Source organism: Peribacillus sp. NPDC097675 (assembly GCF_050277655.1).
Lineage (GTDB): Bacteria > Bacillota > Bacilli > Bacillales > DSM-1321 > Peribacillus.
This window is the reverse complement of sequence record NZ_JBNNSK010000005.1, coordinates 246498-264702: the sequence shown is the minus strand read 5'-3', so window position 1 is coordinate 264702 and position 18205 is coordinate 246498. Positions and strand designations below refer to the sequence as shown.

Annotated in this window: 15 protein-coding genes; 14 read left to right on the top strand and 1 reads right to left on the bottom strand. The window is 42.7% G+C overall.

Going from position 1 to position 18205, the window contains the following annotated elements:
- Positions 1-19 precede the first annotated feature (19 nt).
- Genes purM through purD form a run of 4 tightly spaced genes read left to right on the top strand, consistent with a single transcriptional unit; the run spans position 20 to position 4457 of the window.
- Positions 20-1048: a phosphoribosylformylglycinamidine cyclo-ligase gene (gene purM, locus ACQKL5_RS10115; RefSeq protein ID WP_427608455.1), complete on the top strand. Its 1029-nt coding sequence runs from the start codon at positions 20-22 to the stop codon at positions 1046-1048.
- Positions 1045-1623 (top strand): phosphoribosylglycinamide formyltransferase, encoded by a 579-nt coding sequence (gene purN / locus ACQKL5_RS10110; RefSeq protein WP_427608453.1) that lies wholly within the window; start codon positions 1045-1047, stop codon positions 1621-1623. Before purM ends, purN begins: the two co-directional genes overlap by 4 nt.
- Before the next feature lie 19 nt (positions 1624-1642).
- On the top strand, positions 1643-3178 hold the full coding sequence (purH, locus tag ACQKL5_RS10105) for a bifunctional phosphoribosylaminoimidazolecarboxamide formyltransferase/IMP cyclohydrolase (RefSeq protein ID WP_427608451.1): 1536 nt from the start codon (positions 1643-1645) through the stop codon (positions 3176-3178).
- Between the two features lie 19 nt (positions 3179-3197).
- Positions 3198-4457, top strand: coding sequence for a phosphoribosylamine--glycine ligase (purD, locus tag ACQKL5_RS10100; protein WP_427608450.1), 1260 nt, complete (start codon positions 3198-3200; stop codon positions 4455-4457).
- A 54-nt stretch (positions 4458-4511) separates the two neighbouring features.
- On the opposite strand, the gene ACQKL5_RS10095 is transcribed toward purD, so the two are convergent.
- Positions 4512-4769 carry a YgaP-like transmembrane domain gene (locus ACQKL5_RS10095; RefSeq protein ID WP_427608449.1) on the bottom strand — a complete coding sequence of 86 codons (258 nt, stop codon included), beginning with the start codon at positions 4767-4769 and terminating at the stop codon, positions 4512-4514.
- A gap of 142 nt (positions 4770-4911) precedes the next feature.
- Here ACQKL5_RS10095 and ACQKL5_RS10090 point away from each other — a divergent pair, with 142 nt between their 5' ends.
- The 10 genes from ACQKL5_RS10090 (at position 4912) to gatB (ending at position 18057) form a co-directional block, all read left to right on the top strand.
- Positions 4912-6657, top strand: coding sequence for an adenine deaminase C-terminal domain-containing protein (locus ACQKL5_RS10090; RefSeq protein WP_427608447.1), 1746 nt, complete (start codon positions 4912-4914; stop codon positions 6655-6657).
- 53 nt (positions 6658-6710) lie between these two features.
- Entirely contained in the window at positions 6711-7742 is a 1032-nt protein-coding gene (locus tag ACQKL5_RS10085) for a DUF3048 domain-containing protein (RefSeq protein ID WP_427608446.1), read from the top strand.
- 12 nt (positions 7743-7754) lie between these two features.
- On the top strand, positions 7755-8069 hold the full coding sequence (locus ACQKL5_RS10080) for a YerC/YecD family TrpR-related protein (protein WP_402971321.1): 315 nt from the start codon (positions 7755-7757) through the stop codon (positions 8067-8069).
- Between the two features lie 234 nt (positions 8070-8303).
- Positions 8304-8987 carry a heptaprenylglyceryl phosphate synthase gene (locus tag ACQKL5_RS10075; RefSeq protein ID WP_427608444.1) on the top strand — a complete coding sequence of 228 codons (684 nt, stop codon included), beginning with the start codon at positions 8304-8306 and terminating at the stop codon, positions 8985-8987.
- 69 nt (positions 8988-9056) lie between these two features.
- Positions 9057-11306 carry a DNA helicase PcrA gene (pcrA, locus tag ACQKL5_RS10070; protein WP_427608443.1) on the top strand — a complete coding sequence of 750 codons (2250 nt, stop codon included), beginning with the start codon at positions 9057-9059 and terminating at the stop codon, positions 11304-11306.
- A gap of 101 nt (positions 11307-11407) precedes the next feature.
- Positions 11408-13414 (top strand): NAD-dependent DNA ligase LigA, encoded by a 2007-nt coding sequence (gene ligA, locus ACQKL5_RS10065; protein ID WP_427608441.1) that lies wholly within the window; start codon positions 11408-11410, stop codon positions 13412-13414.
- A gap of 12 nt (positions 13415-13426) precedes the next feature.
- A complete protein-coding gene (locus tag ACQKL5_RS10060; protein WP_427608440.1) occupies positions 13427-14596 on the top strand; it encodes a CamS family sex pheromone protein in 1170 nt (389 codons plus the stop codon).
- Between the two features lie 257 nt (positions 14597-14853).
- A complete protein-coding gene (gene gatC / locus ACQKL5_RS10055; protein WP_427608438.1) occupies positions 14854-15144 on the top strand; it encodes an Asp-tRNA(Asn)/Glu-tRNA(Gln) amidotransferase subunit GatC in 291 nt (96 codons plus the stop codon).
- A 12-nt stretch (positions 15145-15156) separates the two neighbouring features.
- Positions 15157-16617: an Asp-tRNA(Asn)/Glu-tRNA(Gln) amidotransferase subunit GatA gene (gene gatA, locus ACQKL5_RS10050; RefSeq protein ID WP_427608436.1), complete on the top strand. Its 1461-nt coding sequence runs from the start codon at positions 15157-15159 to the stop codon at positions 16615-16617.
- A gap of 12 nt (positions 16618-16629) precedes the next feature.
- Positions 16630-18057 carry an Asp-tRNA(Asn)/Glu-tRNA(Gln) amidotransferase subunit GatB gene (gatB, locus tag ACQKL5_RS10045; RefSeq protein WP_427608435.1) on the top strand — a complete coding sequence of 476 codons (1428 nt, stop codon included), beginning with the start codon at positions 16630-16632 and terminating at the stop codon, positions 18055-18057.
- The last annotated feature ends 148 nt before the right edge of the window (positions 18058-18205 follow it).

The following is an 18205-nucleotide window of genomic DNA, read 5'->3' as shown; positions in this document are numbered from 1 at the left end:
TTTCGGAGGGGGATCTCAAATGGCTAATGCATATAAGCAGGCTGGTGTCGATATCGAAGCTGGTTATGAAGCGGTAAATCGGATGAAGAAACATGTAAAGCGTACATTTCGTCCTGAAGTAATGAATGGACTAGGTGGCTTCGGAGGGATGTTCGATTTGTCTTCGTTACACCTTAAAGAGCCTGTCCTCATTTCAGGAACGGATGGAGTCGGGACAAAGCTTTTACTCGCGTTCATGATGGATAAACATGATACAATTGGAATAGATTGTGTAGCAATGTGCGTCAATGATGTGGTCGTGCAAGGAGCTGCGCCTTTATACTTTTTAGATTATATAGCTTGCGGTAAAGCCGATCCCGAGCGAATCGAAATGATTGTCAAAGGGATTGCAGACGGTTGTGAGCAAGCAGGCTGTGCATTAATCGGTGGTGAAACAGCGGAAATGCCAGGGATGTACGAAATCGAGGAGTATGACGTGGCAGGGTTCACTGTTGGAGCGGCTGAAAAATCACGTTTAATTACGGGTCAGGCCATTTCAAATGGCGATGTTGTCATTGGTCTTGCTTCTAGCGGGATCCACAGTAATGGATATTCACTTGTCCGTAAAGTCCTACTTGAAGATGCAGGAATGGACCTACATGAATTCGTGCCGGAGTTCGGTTGCCAATTGGGTGAAGAATTGTTGAAACCGACAAAAATCTATGTCCAGTCGATATTGTCGACCCTTGAAAAATTCGAAGTGAAGGGACTAGCACATATTACAGGTGGCGGGTTCATCGAAAATATTCCACGTATCCTCCCTGAAAACTGCGGTGTCCAAATTGAGTTGGGTAGCTGGATGATTCCCCCAGTATTCTCGTATCTTGAAGAGAAGGGAAATCTGGTTCAGGAAGAGATGTTCAATATATTCAATATGGGCATTGGTATGACGGCCGTCGTGAAAAAATCCGATGCTCCGGCGATAATTGCGCACTTACAGTCCTGTGGTGAACAAGTTTCCGTCATTGGAACGATTGTTGAGGGAGAAGGAGTGTCATTCAAACGATGATGCGCCTCGCTATCTTCGCATCGGGGAATGGAAGTAATTTTCAAGCAATTGCTGATGCAATAAAAGAAGGAAATCTAGATGCGGAAATCCGCCTAGTTGTGTGTGACCGGGAAGATGCATATGTCATGGAGAGGGCTAAATTTGAAGACATTCCCGTATTCTCGTTTTCTTCGAAAAAGTACAAAAATAAGACGGCATATGAACGGGAGATAGTAGATGAACTTCACAGTCATAAAGTCGAGTTTATTGTTCTTGCTGGATATATGAGATTAATAGGTCCGACGATATTAGGGATTTATTCACACCGAATTGTGAATATTCACCCTTCTCTATTGCCTGCTTTTCCGGGTAAGGATGCAATTGGTCAGGCTATTAATGAAAAAGTGAAGGAAACCGGGGTCACGATTCATTATGTCGATGAAGGAATGGATACAGGACCCGTCATCGCCCAAAAGGCGGTACCGGTTCTTGCAGGAGATACGAAAGATATCCTGCAAGGAAGAATTCAGGAAACGGAGCATGAACTGTTTCCGAAAGTTTTGCAACAGCTAAGTCAAGAGAGACAACATACATAAATGGAGGGAACACCATACCATGAAGAAACGTGCGTTAATTAGTGTATCGGATAAAACAGGTATCGTAGAATTTGCAAAAGGTCTGAAAGAAGCCGGATTCGAGATCATTTCTACTGGCGGTACGAGTAAAACGTTACAGGATAATGGCGTGGACGTTATCGGAATCAGTGAAGTCACTGGTTTCCCGGAAATATTGGACGGACGCGTAAAGACGCTTCATCCGAATGTCCATGCAGCAGTTTTAGCCAAACACGGGGATGAAGGGCATAAGGCTCAGCTAGCAGAGCATCATATTGAACCAATCCAATTGGTCTGTGTGAACCTTTATCCTTTTCAATCCACGATATCGAAGCCGGATGTGACGGTGGAGGATGCGATTGAAAACATCGATATTGGGGGACCGACCATGCTTCGTTCGTCTGCGAAAAACCATGAGTATGTGACGGTTGTCGTGGATAGTGAGGATTATCCGAACGTATTGGCTGAACTGAAAGAAAACGGCGGTGTTTCTAAAACGACGAATCGTCGTCTGGCAGCTAAAGTTTTCCGCCATACAGCGGCGTACGATGCAGTGATATCGGAATATATGACGGATCTTGCTGAAGAAGAAAATCCAGAATCACTGACTGTTACCTATGAATTGAAACAGTCGCTTCGTTATGGGGAAAATCCTCATCAAAAAGCGGCGTTCTATAAAAAACCGCTTGGCTCTGTCTTCTCGATTGCCGAAGCGAAACAATTGCATGGGAAAGAGCTATCTTACAATAACATCAATGATGCAGATGCAGCCCTTCAAATCGTCAAGGAATTCAATGAGCCGGCAGCCGTGGCCGTGAAACATATGAATCCTTGTGGAGTCGGTGTTGGTGCAACGGTTTTAGAAGCATTTGATAAAGCCTATGAAGCGGATTCCACTTCCATATTCGGAGGCATCATCGCCTTGAATCGTGAAGTGGATAAAGCGACCGCGGAAAAACTTCATGAAATTTTCCTTGAAATCATCATCGCTCCCGGATTCACGAAGGATGCATTGGAAGTGTTGACTAGTAAGAAGAATTTACGTCTCTTAACGATCGATTTCGATGCGGCTAAAAAACAAGAACGCAAATTAACTTCGATCGAAGGCGGTTTACTTGTACAAGACCGTGATGCCTACAGCTTGAAGGATGCGGAAGTAAAAGTGGCAACAAAACGCGAACCTACAGCTGAGGAGTGGAAAGCTCTTGAACTTGGCTGGAAAATCGTTAAACATGTCAAATCGAATGCAATCGTTGTTTGTAATGACCAAATGACATTAGGTGTTGGTGCTGGTCAAATGAACCGTGTCGGAGCGGCAAAAATAGCCCTTGAACAAGCCGGTGAAAGAGTGGTTGGAAGTGCCTTGGCATCAGATGCCTTTTTCCCGATGGACGATACCGTTGAGGCAGCAGCGAAAGCAGGCGTAACGGCGATTATCCAACCAGGCGGTTCTAAAAAAGATCAAGATTCAATCAACAAAGCCGATGAATATGGAATTGCCATGGTATTCACAGGAGTTCGCCACTTTAAACACTAATCGAAGATGAGGTGCGGTAATGAATGTACTAGTGATTGGTCGGGGCGGCAGGGAGCATGCTATCGCCCGTAAACTGTATGAAAGCGAACGGGTTGAAAAAGTCTTCGCGGCGCCAGGGAATCCTGGTATGACCGATGTTGCCGAACTTGTATCAATCGAAGAAACCAATCATGAAGATTTGGTTGCTTTTGCAAAAGAAAATGCCATTGCATTGACGGTAATAGGGCCGGAAACGCCATTGCTAAATGGGTTGGCGGATGATTTTGCTAAAGAGGATCTACAGGTGTTCGGCCCCAACAGTAGGGCTGCAGTCATCGAAGGCAGTAAATCCTTCGCGAAAGATTTGATGAAGAATTATAGCATTCCGACAGCGGAGTATGAGACGTTTTCCGATTATGAACAGGCAAAGGCTTATATTGAGAAAATGGGCGCGCCTATTGTCATCAAGGCTGATGGGCTGGCTGCGGGAAAAGGTGTGGTAGTGGCCATGACGATGCAAGAGGCATTGGAGGCCATTCATGACATGCTTGTAGGTGCTAAGTTCGGGGAAGCGTCGGCCAAGGTAGTCATCGAGGAATACTTGGACGGCGAGGAGTTTTCATTGATGGCCTTCGTGAACGGGGATAAGGTGTATCCAATGGTCATCGCCCAGGATCATAAACGTGTCTTTGATGGTGATAATGGTCCGAATACAGGCGGAATGGGCGCCTACTCCCCTGTTCCTCAAATTTCAGATGCCATGGTTCAAACGGCGGTTGAGACCATCTTGCAACCGACTGTACATGCGATGATCTCAGAAGATCGCCAGTTTACAGGCATATTATACGCAGGATTAATTGCGACTGAAAAAGGTACAAAAGTGATTGAATTCAACGCCCGTTTTGGAGACCCGGAAACTCAAGTGGTATTGCCACGCTTGAAAACGGATTTCGTCGATACACTTGAGGCGGTCCTAGCTGGTGATGATTTAAATCTTGAATGGCATGATGAAGCCGTTCTCGGTGTAGTCGTGGCGGCGGAAGGCTATCCTGGTGTATATCAAAAGGGTTCTGTAATTAAGGGGTTGGACGGTATTCAACCTGAAACCCATACGTACCATGCCGGTACGGCAAAAAACAGCGAGGGAGCTTTTGTTACCAATGGTGGTAGGGTATTGCTGGTGGCAGCAAAAGGGACCGATCTTGCTTCTGCCCAAAGGCAAGTATATAAAGAGCTAGGACATATTGAAAAGAATGGGCTGTTTTGGCGTACGGATATCGGATATCGTGCCGTAGAATAGATTTCATGTAAGAAGCTGGCTCAAATAATGAGTCAGCTTCTTTTTACACGAAAATCAATAAGTATCAGGGAATTCATCTTTTTTTTCTTTCCCCTTCATCATGGATTGCCCATTTTCCATCACATCGACAATGGGACAGTAACGCAATATACCTTCTCCAATCTTCATGGCAGAGAGTATGACCACCATTAAGTAAGATTGATTTTTCCAAGGTTTTTTAACCATTTTCGCTGTTGCCCAAGTAAGAAAAGTGAAGCCACAGGTGATTCGCATAAGAGCGTTGATGATACTAATATTTTGATTGAATTTCATGATAAGTTCATCCTTTCACAAAAATTTCATAGTATTCTGCTTAACTTTACTGTGTTAATGAAATAAATATGTTACTATAAGATAAAATTGGATTGAAATGGGATTCGTAATCCTTTGTCTTACAATTCATGGAGGAATGTATATGCTGGAACAACGCTATAGATGGAAAAACAAGCATCTTCGAGAACATATTGATGTGCTGGATGGAAAGAGATCTCCACACATCTTATTAAAGGATGCGACTTATTTAAACCAAGCTTTACGAAAATGGGTGAAAGCGAATATATGGATTTATGATGATCGTATTATCTATGTGGGTAAAAACCTCCCTGAAAATATAGACCGCTGTGAAATGGTTGACTGTTCAGATCAGTACCTGGTCCCGGGATATATTGAGCCGCATTCACATCCTTCTCAATTGTATAATCCCCTGTCTTTCTCACGCTATGCATCCCACTTTGGGACAACGACACTTATTAATGATAACTTGCCATTCCTTTTGCAGTTAGAAAAAAAGAAAGCGTTTTCTCTTTTGAAGGAACTTCGTAATATTCCTGTTACGATGTATTGGTGGAGTCGTTTTGATGGGCAAACGGAACTCATCGATGAGGATACCGTATTTTCTCATGGTGCCGTTAAATCATGGCTTGAGCACGATGCTGTTTTACAGGGCGGTGAATTAACAGGATGGCCAAAGCTTCTGGATGGAGACGACTTGATGCTACATTGGATTCAGGAAGCCAAGCGGATGAGAAAGAAGATTGAAGGACACTTCCCGGGGGCTTCTGAGAAAACGCTAGCTAAGATGACGCTGTTTGGAGCGGACTGTGATCACGAAGCGATGACGGGTGAGGAAGTTATGTCACGACTGCTTCAGGGGTATTTTGTTTCTTTAAGACACTCATCCATCCGTCCGGATCTACCTAAAATGCTCCAAGAAATTCACGAAATGGGTATCGATCAATATGATAAGTTGTTTTATACGACGGATGGTTCACCTCCATCTTTTTATGAAAGTGGATTTATAGATTGCTTGATTAAAATAGCGATCGAACAGGGTGTCCCTGTCATTGATGCTTATAATATGGCAACTATAAATATTGCACGCTACTATAATATCGAATATTTACATGGCAATATCGCTACGGGTAGAGTCGCCAATATCAATTTTCTAGCGGATATCGAGGAGCCCGCCCCGGTTTCGGTCATGGCCAAGGGGAAATGGGTTAAGCGAGATGGGGAAATCATTCCGGATTCACAGGAAATCAACTGGAGCGATTTTGATTTTAAACCGATGGAAATGGACTGGGATCTTAGTTTAAAGGAAGACTTCGAATTTTCGATGCCATTTGGGATAGAACTGGTCAATAATGTAATTACCAAACCCTATTCTCTTTCTAACGACGTGGGATATGAAGAACTTAATTTTCAAGATGATGAATGTTTCTTCATGCTCCTTGATAAGGAAGGAAAATGGCGTATCAATACGATACTGAAGGGATTTGCCGATAAATTATGTGGTTTTGCAGGTTCATATACGAACACTGGGGACATTATCTTGATTGGGAAACGAAAGAAGGACATGCATCTGGCTTTTAACCGCTTGAAGGAAATTGGAGGCGGAATAGTTTTGACAGAGCAGGGAGAGGTGATTCATGAAGTTCCATTGACGTTAAAAGGCGTCATGTCCACTAAGGAACTTCCTGAATTGATTATAGAAGAAAATGAATTGAAAAAGTTGTTGCGTGAACGGGGCTACCGCTTCGATGACCCCGTTTATACCCTGTCTTTTTTTTCTACGACGCATCTGCCATATATCAGGCTTACCCAGCGCGGGGTATATGATGTAATGAATAAAACTATACTCTTTCCTACTATAATGCGTTAAAATATAAAAGAACGCAGCAAACGACACGGTTGAGTAAACAGGAGTGTGAAATGATGTATATGAAGAAGTTTATTTTCATCATTATAGCTATTTTACTTTTAGCAGGCTGTTCAACAAAAGATAAGACAGAAGACAAGCAAGATGACGAAACGGTCATGAAAGATACTGATGCATCTTCTGAAGTTTTCCCGCTAACGGGAATGAGTACAAAGGAAGAAAATGCACGTAGAGCTGTAGCTGTGATGATTAATAATCACCCGCAGGCGCGACCACAATCGGGTCTTTCTGAAGCAGACATCGTGTATGAATTGCTGGCAGAAGGGGACATTACAAGATTTTTAGCCGTTTTCCAGAGTGAAAGGCCAGATCAAATCGGTCCGGTTCGAAGTGCGAGGGATTATTATATCGAGTTGGCCAAAGGTTTGGATTGTCTCTATGTCTGCCATGGTAATAGTCCAGAGGCAAAAACGATGCTCGACAAGGGATATATTGATAACTTGAATGGCTTATATTATGATGGTACTCTATTTCAGCGGACTTCAGATAGAAAAGCCCCGCATAATTCCTATACCTCTTTCGATAGTATCGAAAAAGGTGCAGAGGAAAAAGGCTATGATATGACAGGTGCCCCTGAACCGTTTACATTCTTGACGGAGGAAGAGGTAAAAGGTCTGCAAGGAGAGGCAGCCTCGAAAATCGAGGTAATCTATGGAGAAGCCTCGTCCAATGTTCAATATAAATATGAAAAAACAGAAGAGAAATACACACGTTATTCAGATGGTGAGCAAACCGTTGAAAATCATTCAGGGAAACCGGTCCTGTTAGATAACATATTTATCATCGAGACTGTTCATCAGGTGGTTGACAATAAAGGACGTCGAAAGATCGATTTGAAAAGCGGCGGAAAAGGTTACCTACTTCAAAAAGGGAAAATCAATGAAGTGGATTGGGTTAATAAAGATGATCGGATTATACCTGTAAAAGATGGGAAAGAAGTAGGATTGGTGACAGGGAAAACCTGGGTCAATGTTATTCCGGACCAACCAGGTATAAATAAGAGCGTGTCATTTAGCCAAGAACAATAAGGGGGAGTATGTATGCAAATTGACAAGTTAAGAGGGAAAGCGACGGACCAATTGTTTAAGTCGATTCTTTCCTTGCGTGATTTAGACGAGTGTTATCGATTTTTTGATGATTTATGCACCGTCAATGAAATTTCATCATTGGCACAACGTCTTGAAGTGGCTCGCATGCTTGAAGAAGGTAAAACTTATCATAAGATTGAAACGGAAACAGGAGCTAGCACGGCTACGATTTCCAGGGTCAAACGGTGTTTGAACTATGGGAATGACGCTTATTCAATGGCAATCAATCGCATTAAAGAAGACGTAGAGGAAACAACCGAAACTTAATGGGAACGATTTTATATATGGGATAAATTGAAAAAGCCGAGGAACTCGTTTTCTTGGTTTTTTATTTTGAGTTTATCCGGGTAAGTGGTAGCTTTATAATAGGGGTTGCCCTGATGTAACGAATTTTAGATTCACGGGTTTTTTTCTGGTAAACTTTTTATCGGCACTTCTCTTTTTTTATAAAAAATCTTAATGCTATAATGGTGTAATGGGAAGTGTGAATGGAGGATTATTATGTATGATTTTCGCGAGTGGAAACATGTTTTCAAACTCGATCCAAATAAAGAAATAAGCGACGAAACATTGGAAAGAATCTGTGAATCTGGAACAGATGCCATTATGGTAGGCGGCACGGATGGAATTACGCTTGAGAATGTGCTGCATTTAATGGCTAGGGTACGGCGTTATACCGTTCCTTGCGTGATGGAAATCTCATCCGTAGAAACGGTGACGCCTGGATTCGACTTATATTTCATTCCAAGTGTATTAAATAGCACCGATCCGGATTGGATGATGAAATTGCATCAACAGGCGGTCAAGGAATATGGGTACCTAATGAATTGGGATGAAATTTTCGTGGAGGGATATTGTATCCTCAACCCTGATTGCAAGGTAGCTCAATTGACAAAGGCCAACACTGGCTTGGATAGTGATGATGTGGGTGCCTATGCGATGATGGCAGAAAAGATGTTTAACCTGCCTATTTTTTACCTAGAATATAGCGGCATGTATGGAGACGTCCGGATGTTAGAAGCGGCTAAAGAGAGTATGGAAAATACCGTGCTATTCTATGGAGGCGGCATTAAATCTGTTGAGCAGGCCAAAGAAATGGCTGAGTTTGCGGACGTAATCGTTGTTGGAAATGTTATATATGAAGATTTGAAGGCGGCGCTTGAAACGGTCGCTGCTGTTAAATAAATAAAAAATCATACGATATATAAAATGTTGTATAATAAAAGAACAAATGTTCGTACAGGCGGTGTAATGATGCAATATTTAGCGGAAAAATTACTAACAGGTTTGAATGAACAACAACAAAAAGCGGTAAAAGCAACGGATGGACCCCTATTGATCATGGCTGGTGCAGGTAGTGGCAAGACACGTGTGCTTACCCACCGGATTGCTTACTTGATGGTGGAGAAGGAGATTGCACCTTGGAATATCCTGGCCATTACGTTCACTAATAAAGCGGCACGGGAAATGAAGGAGAGGATCCGTGCGATTCTAGGTGGTGCTTCGGAGGACATTTGGATTTCGACGTTTCACTCCATGTGTGTCCGCATATTACGCAGAGATATCGACCGGATGGGGTTCAATCGAAACTTCTCCATTTTAGATACGACAGACCAACAGTCCGTCGTTAAGCAAATTCTGAAAGACCGCAATTTGGATCCGAAGAAATATGATTACCGGGCCATTTTGGGAAGCATCAGTTCGGCGAAGAATGAATTGGTCAGTCCAGAAGAATACCAAAAAACGGCTTCGGATTTCTTCACAAAAATAACGGCGGATGTTTATACAGAATATCAAAAAAGACTACGGAAAAACTCTGCACTTGATTTTGATGATCTGATCATGATGACGATCCAGTTATTCCAGCTCGTGCCGGAAGTTTTAGAATACTATCAGCGCAAGTTCCAATTTATTCATGTGGATGAGTATCAAGATACAAACCGAGCCCAATATATGCTTGTGAAGCTACTTGCCTCTCGTTTTCGTAATCTATGTGTTGTAGGGGATTCCGATCAGTCCATCTATCGGTGGCGTGGAGCGGATATTGCGAATATCCTTTCCTTTGAAAAGGATTATCCGAATGCGACCATGATCTTCCTTGAACAGAATTATCGTTCAACGAAGAAAATACTTGAAGCGGCCAATAAGGTCATTGATAATAACCAGAACCGGAAACCGAAAAATCTTTGGACAGAGAACGTTGCTGGAAATAAGTTGTCTTATTTCAGGGCAGATAATGAACAAGGTGAAGCACAGTTCGTAGCCGGGAAGATAAATGAATTAACATTAAAAGGAGAAAGAAAATACTCTGATATCGCTATCCTGTACCGGACAAACGCACAATCCCGGGTTATGGAGGAAGTGTTGCTTAAGTCGAACATTAACTATGCAATCGTCGGCGGAACCAAGTTCTATGATCGTAAAGAGATTAAGGATTTGCTAGCTTATCTTCGACTCATCGCCAATCCGGATGATGATATAAGCCTACGTCGCGTAATCAATGTCCCTAAACGGGGTATTGGCGCTACTTCCATGGACAAGGTCGCGGATTATGCGAATCAATATGACATTTCCATATATAAAGCGCTCGAGTCCGTTGAAATGATTGGGATCAGTGGGAAGGCAACGAAAGCGGCCCGTGAATTCCATACATTGATCACGAATTATACGAATCAGCAAGAATATTTATCGGTTACGGAATTGGTCGAAGAGGTTGTTGAAAAAACAGGATACCGTGAGATGTTAAAGGCCGAAAAAACGATTGAAGCCCAAAGTCGTCTAGAGAATATTGATGAGTTTCTATCCGTTACAAAATCGTTTGAAAGCAATAGTGAAGATAAATCTTTAGTAGGCTTTTTAACTGATCTGGCGCTGGTGGCAGATATCGATAAATTGGATGAAAATCCTGAAGAATCTAACGATGCGGTAACCCTGATGACGCTCCATTCTGCGAAGGGTCTCGAATACCCGGTCGTCTTTTTACTTGGCCTTGAAGAAGGTGTATTCCCCCATAGCCGTTCACTTATGGATGAGGAAGAGATGGAAGAAGAACGCCGTCTTGCCTATGTTGGGATTACCAGAGCTGAAAACGAATTGTTCTTAAGTAATGCTCAAATGCGGACACTTTACGGACGGACAAACATGAATCCAGTTTCCCGATTCATTGCGGAAATCCCGGAGGAGCTTCTGGAAGATTTAAAACCGAAGCCTGCTCCTAAGCCTAAGCAAACTTCATTCGGTTCGTCAGCGAGAACACGTTCGACTGCACCGACCCATGCAAGAACAACACCTAGCTTTGGACGTGCCGTTTCTGCTCCATCTGCAACAGGCGGTGAAGAGATAGGCTGGGCTGTCGGTGATAAGGCATCCCATAAAAAATGGGGTGTCGGTACGGTGGTCAGTGTTAAAGGGGAAGGCGAAGGAAAAGAATTGGATATCGCGTTTCCTAGTCCGACCGGAATTAAACGTTTGTTGGCGAAATTTGCGCCTATTGAAAAAGTTTAAGCTATGAATATTCGCCTACTGGCAAAGGATAATGGTACCTGACCTTACTGTCGCTTTCTCTTGAAGAAGGCGGCTGGGTTGCTTTAGAAAGGATTGAAGGTATGGATATACAAGCTGCAAAGAAAAATGCCCTTGAGTTACAAACTCTATTAAATCAATACAGTTATGAGTATTATGTGCTTGATCAGCCATCTGTCCCTGATGCCGAATATGACCGTCTTTTACGTGATCTCATTGAATTAGAGGAAAAGTTCCCTGAGTTGAAAACCCCTGACTCACCCACGCAGCGTGTCGGAGGGGCTATCTTGGATATGTTTGAAAAAGTAGAGCATTCAACACCGATGCTTAGCCTAGGGAATGCATTCAATGAAGATGATTTACGTGATTTTGATAGAAAGGTTCGCCAGGCTGTAGGAGATAACTATTCCTACGTGTGTGAGTTGAAGATCGATGGCTTGGCAGTCACTCTTCAATATGAAAATGGATATTTCATAAAAGGGGCGACCCGGGGAGATGGAACGATTGGCGAGGATATTACGGAGAATCTGAAAACCATCAAATCCATTCCATTGAAGATCAGGAAGCCAATCGGAATCGAAGTGCGGGGAGAAGCGTTCATGCCAAAGCGCTCTTTCGAAGGATTGAATAAGGCGAAAGAGGAACGCGGGGAAGAACCGTTTGCAAACCCTCGTAATGCAGCAGCGGGTTCGTTAAGACAGCTTGATCCAAAGCTTGCCGCAAAACGGAACTTGGATATCTTCCTTTACGCCATTGCTGATTTAGGTGAAACGGGGGTTGGTTCCCATAGCGAAGGGCTCGATTTACTGGACGAGCTTGGTTTTAAGACGAATAAAGAAAGAAAAACTTGTTCGGATATAGAAGAGGTTCTTGCTTATATCGAGGAATGGACCGAACAGCGTCCAAACTTGGCGTATGATATCGATGGGATTGTCGTAAAAGTCGATTCACTTGAACAGCAGGATGAATTGGGATTCACCGCCAAAAGCCCAAGATGGGCAATTGCCTACAAATTTCCTGCAGAAGAGGTTGTCACCACATTACGTTCTATCGAACTGAATGTTGGACGTACCGGTGTACTGACTCCAACTGCTGTATTGGACCCTGTAAGAGTGGCGGGTACTACTGTACAACGGGCTTCGCTACATAATGAAGATTTAATCCGAGAGAAAGATATCCGGATTGGAGACCAAGTGGTCGTGAAAAAGGCTGGCGATATTATCCCTGAGGTAGTTAATGTACTTGTAGAGCGCCGTTCAGGTGAAGAAATAGAATTCCAGATGCCGACTGAATGTCCAGAATGTGAAAGCGAGCTCGTGAGATTAGAGGGGGAAGTGGCTTTACGCTGCATCAATCCGAAATGTCCGGCTCAAATTCGGGAAGGGTTAATTCACTTCGTATCACGTACAGCAATGAATATTGACAGTCTGGGTGAAAAGGTCATCAGCCAGCTATTTAAGGAAGAACTAGTGCATGATGTGGCCGATATCTATAAACTTACTTATGAACAAGTCATTGAATTGGAGCGGATGGGGGAAAAATCCGTCAATAAACTGCTTCAAGCGATAGAGGCATCTAAAAGCAATTCACTTGAAAAATTGTTATTTGGTCTTGGTATCAGGCATGTCGGTTCAAAAGCTGCGAAGACGCTAGCACGCGAGTTCGGCACTATGGAGGCATTGAGCAAGGCAAGTCGCGAACAACTTACGGCCATCAATGAAATCGGGGACAAAATGGCCGATTCAATCGTGGCATACTTTGAACTAGAAGAAGTTCATGCGTTGCTACAGGAGTTGGAAACTGCAGGTGTTAATCTAACCTATAAAGGGGCAAGAGCCGTTCCTGTAGAAGAAATCGATTCTGTTTTTGCAGGAAAAACCGTTGTTTTGACCGGTAAACTACATCAGCTTACACGTATAGAAGCAAAAGAGAAATTAGAAGCGCTAGGTGCCAACGTCGCTGGAAGTGTCAGCAAGAAGACCGATTTGGTTGTGGCAGGCGAAGATGCTGGATCGAAACTTGAAAAGGCAGAAAGCTTAGGCGTCCTAGTATGGGATGAAGAGAGACTGATTGAGGAATTTAATAAATAAGAGGTGTAGGCTATGAGGAAACACTCCATTTTGGGAATGCTTCTTATACTATTACTTGCTGGTTGTGCACCAAGTTTCGATGATAAGCAAGAGGTAGTTAAAGATTCCAAGGACAAAGAGGAGACAGCAATCATTCCGAAATATAAAATTTCGGATGAATATTATCAAACGATTCTTCCATTTGAACCATCAAAAGCTCGTGGTTTGGTCGTATCGAATTTAAACACTCGGTATGATATAGAAGAATTCGAAAATGGGATGATGCGGTTGGCGCAAAATCAATTTGACCCAGACGATTATTTATTCCAAGAAGGGCAAATACTCGACAGTTCGACGATTTCATCCTGGCTGAACAGAAAGTATACAAAAAGTCAGTTGAAAGAAAAAGAATTGAAAGCCAGTGAGAATCTGGGTTTAAATCCGATAGATCCCGGCAAGGGAGACATTGATAAAAGGAATGAAGAAAACCCAATCTATTTGGCTCATATTTTGGAACATAATTATTTGGCCAAAACGAAGGATAATAAAGTGAGCCTTGGTGGTGTCGTCATCGGCCTTGCCTTGAATTCAGTCCATTATTATCAAAAAGAAGCATATGGTGCCACATATGAAACCAAAATAGATAGTAAGGAACTGCAAAAAGAAGGCGAAAAAATCGCACAGGAAGTCCTGAAGAGATTACGTCAAATGGACAAATTAAAAAATGTTCCGATTACGATTGCCCTTTTTGAACAGAACGAAAAATCTTCCGTTGTTCCGGGGAACTTCATTTCCTATACGGATATCGGGAAAAACTCTAATGAAATTGGCAAGTGGAATGACGTAAACGAAAAATACTACCTATTCCCTTCTTCAGCGGCAGAAAAAAAGGATAGGGACAGCGTCAATACCTTCACCAATTTCAAAGAGGATGTTGAAGAATATTTCCCTAATTTCAATGGAGTCATCGGTCGGGCCTTTTACATGGATGACCAATTACAAAAGTTGAACATCGATATTCCCATCCAATTCTATGGCAATTCAGAAGCTATCGGATTCACGCAATATGTAGCAGGGCTCATAATGGAGCGGTTTCCAAAATATATTTCTGTGCAAGTATCCATCACTTCGGTTAACGGGCCAGAGGCACTCATTGTCCGAAAAGCAAATCAAGACGAACCGACTGTGCATATCTACGAGTAATGAAGAAGATGGGGCTAAAAAGCTCCATCTTCTTTCAACGTTTGGGGATTTAACAGGAACCTCGGTATTGCCATGGGGAATTCCGACGGCATATTCATATTTCCCGGAAAATACTCCTTTTTCCACTAAAAAATTTAAAATTCGACATGACAACTCTTGTTGCTTTACTGTGTAATAGTTTGATATGATTTAAACGATGATTTTCTGGATAAAAGCGACTAGATTCAGTGGCTTTGTATATTTTGGAGGTGAAGAGAATGTCACGTATTTCTATGGACCAAGTTAAGCACGTTGCCCATTTGGCACGTTTGGCAATTACGGAAGAAGAAGCAGAGAAATTCCAACAACAGCTTGATCAAATGATTTCATTTGCAGAGCAACTGAATGAACTAGATACAGACGAAGTAAAACCGACTTCTCACGTTTTGGATATGAAAAATGTAATGCGTGAAGATGTTTCGAAACCAGGACTGCCGGTTGAAGAGGTAGTCAAAAATGCACCAGATAGCAAAGATGGATATATCCGTGTACCATCTATTATGGAATAAGGAGGGACAATGATGTCGTTGTTCGAACAAAAGGTTTCCGAACTGCATGAACGTTTACATAATAAAGAAATCAGTGTTACTGATCTTGTTAACGAATCGTATGAACGAATCGGGCAGGTAGAAGACAAGGTACAGGCGTTTTTGACATTAGATGAAGAGAATGCCCGCAACCAAGCAAAAAAAATGGATGATCAATTAGGCAAAGGCGAAAATCAAGGCGTCTTGTTCGGTATGCCAATTGGTGTGAAAGATAATATTGTCACAAAAAATTTACGGACAACTTGTGCAAGCAAAATTCTGGAGAATTTCGATCCGATTTATGATGCAACTGCCGTTCAAAAGTTACAAAGTGCTGAAACGGTAACAATCGGTAAGTTGAATATGGATGAATTTGCGATGGGTTCTTCAAACGAGAACTCTGCCTACAAGGCGACACGCAATCCGTGGAATACAGATTATGTGCCAGGTGGCTCTTCAGGCGGTTCAGCTGCATCTGTCGCATCTGGTGAAGTATTATTCTCATTAGGTTCAGATACAGGCGGTTCTATTCGCCAACCGGCAGCTTACTGCGGGGTAGTCGGATTAAAACCTACATATGGACGGGTATCCCGTTTCGGACTTGTGGCATTTGCTTCCTCATTAGATCAAATTGGTCCTATTACTCGTACTGTTGAAGATAATGCCTATTTACTTGAAGCCATTTCAGGTGTCGACCCAATGGATTCTACATCCGCTAATGTGGACGTGCCGAGTTTTGTGAATTCATTAACAGGCGATGTTAGAGGCCTGAAAATTGCTGTGCCTAAAGAATATCTTGGTGAAGGTGTCGGAGAAGAAGCGCGTAATTCCGTGCTTGAAGCCTTAAAAGTGTTAGAAGGACTTGGAGCAGAATGGGAAGAGGTTTCATTGCCGCATTCTAAATATGCTCTAGCAGCCTACTACTTGCTATCTTCATCGGAAGCGTCTGCCAACCTTTCTCGTTTTGATGGAGTCCGTTATGGTCATCGTACGGATAATGCCGAAACGCTAATCGAGATGTACAAACAGTCTCGTGCTGAAGGTTTCGGTGATGAAGTAAAGCGCCGTATCATGCTCGGAACATTCTCCTTGAGCTCGGGTTATTATGATGCTTATTATAAGAAAGCTCAAAAAGTACGTACATTAATCAAAAAAGACTTTGAAGATGTGTTCGAAAAGTACGATGTCATCGTTGGACCAACGACACCTACACCGGCATTCAAAATCGGTGAAAAAGTGGACGATCCGTTAACGATGTATGCCAATGATATCTTGACGATTCCAGTCAATCTTGCGGGTGTACCGGGTATTTCGGTACCATGTGGCTTCGCAGCCAACGGGCTTCCACTAGGTCTGCAAATGATCGGAAAGCATTTTGATGAAAGCACGATTTATCGCGCAGCTCACGCTTTTGAGCAAGCAACTGATTTTCATAAACAATTTCCTAAGCTGTAAGGGGTGAAATAAATGGACTTTGAAACGGTAATTGGTCTAGAAGTACACGTAGAATTAAAAACGGATTCAAAAATTTTCTCGAGCAGCCCGAATCATTTCGGTGCCTCTCCAAATAGCAATACGACTGTAATCGATCTTGGTTATCCTGGGGTGCTGCCAGTCGTCAATAAAAAGGCTGTTGATTTTGCAATGAAGGCAGCGATTGCTCTGAATTGTGAAATAGCAGAGATTACGAAATTCGACCGTAAAAACTATTTTTATCCGGATAATCCGAAAGCCTATCAAATTTCACAATTTGATCAGCCAATCGGGGAACATGGCTGGATTGAAATCGAAGTCGGCGGAAAGAAAAAGAAAATCGGCATTACCCGTATCCATATGGAAGAAGATGCCGGTAAGCTGACACATAAAGGGAACTATTCACTATGTGACTACAACCGTCAAGGTACGCCACTTGTTGAGATCGTATCCGAACCGGATATCACGTCTCCTGAAGAAGCCTATGCATATCTTGAGAAATTGAAATCCATCATTCAATATACGGGCGTCTCCGATTGTAAAATGGAAGAAGGCTCGCTTCGTTGTGATGCCAATATCTCCTTGAAACCGGTCGGCCAAAAGGAATTCGGTACGAAAACGGAACTGAAAAACTTGAACTCGTTCAACTTCGTTCGTAAAGGGCTTGAGCATGAAGAAATCCGCCAAGCAGAAATATTGAATGAAGGCGGCGTTATCGAACAAGAAACACGCCGTTTCGATGAGGCTACTGGTAGAACGATTCTAATGCGTGTCAAAGAGGGTTCTGACGATTACCGTTACTTCCCGGAACCGGATTTATTGACGATCCATATTGATGAAGAATGGAAAGCGCGCATTGCCGCAGAAATACCTGAGCTACCAGATGCACGGAAAAAACGGTATGCAGAAGAGTTTGGCTTACCTGAGTATGATGCAGCAGTGTTAACCGTAACAAAAGAAATGGCTGATTTCTTTGAATCCACGGTTGCAGCAGGCGCAGATGCAAAATTAGCATCGAACTGGATCATGGGTGAGGTTTCTGCCTTTTTAAATGCTGAAGGCAAAGAGCTTCATGATGTGGCATTGACTGCTGAATCATTGGCAGGCATGATCAAACTTATCAAAGATGGTACGATTTCTTCCAAAATTGCGAAAAAAGTTTTCAAAGAGCTGATTGAAAATGGCGGTGACGCAGAAACAATCGTTAAGGAAAAAGGACTTGTCCAAATTTCCGACGAAGGTGCGTTAAAGACAGCCGTTGAGGAAGCCTTGAATAATAACCCGCAGTCTATTGAAGACTTTAAAGCCGGTAAGCAGAAAGCAATCGGATTCCTTGTCGGACAAATCATGAAAGCGACTAAAGGACAAGCCAATCCACAACTTGTTAATAAGATCTTGATTGAAGAAATCAATAAACGCTAATAGATGGCCGTATCACTTCGTGGTACGGTTTTCTCATGGTTATCGACAGGTATTGGTGGGCATTAAATTTTTTTAGGAGTTATCTGTAGGGGTAACTCCTTTTTGCCTCGTCTATTACATGAGAGCATAAATGAAAGGGGGGAGAGAA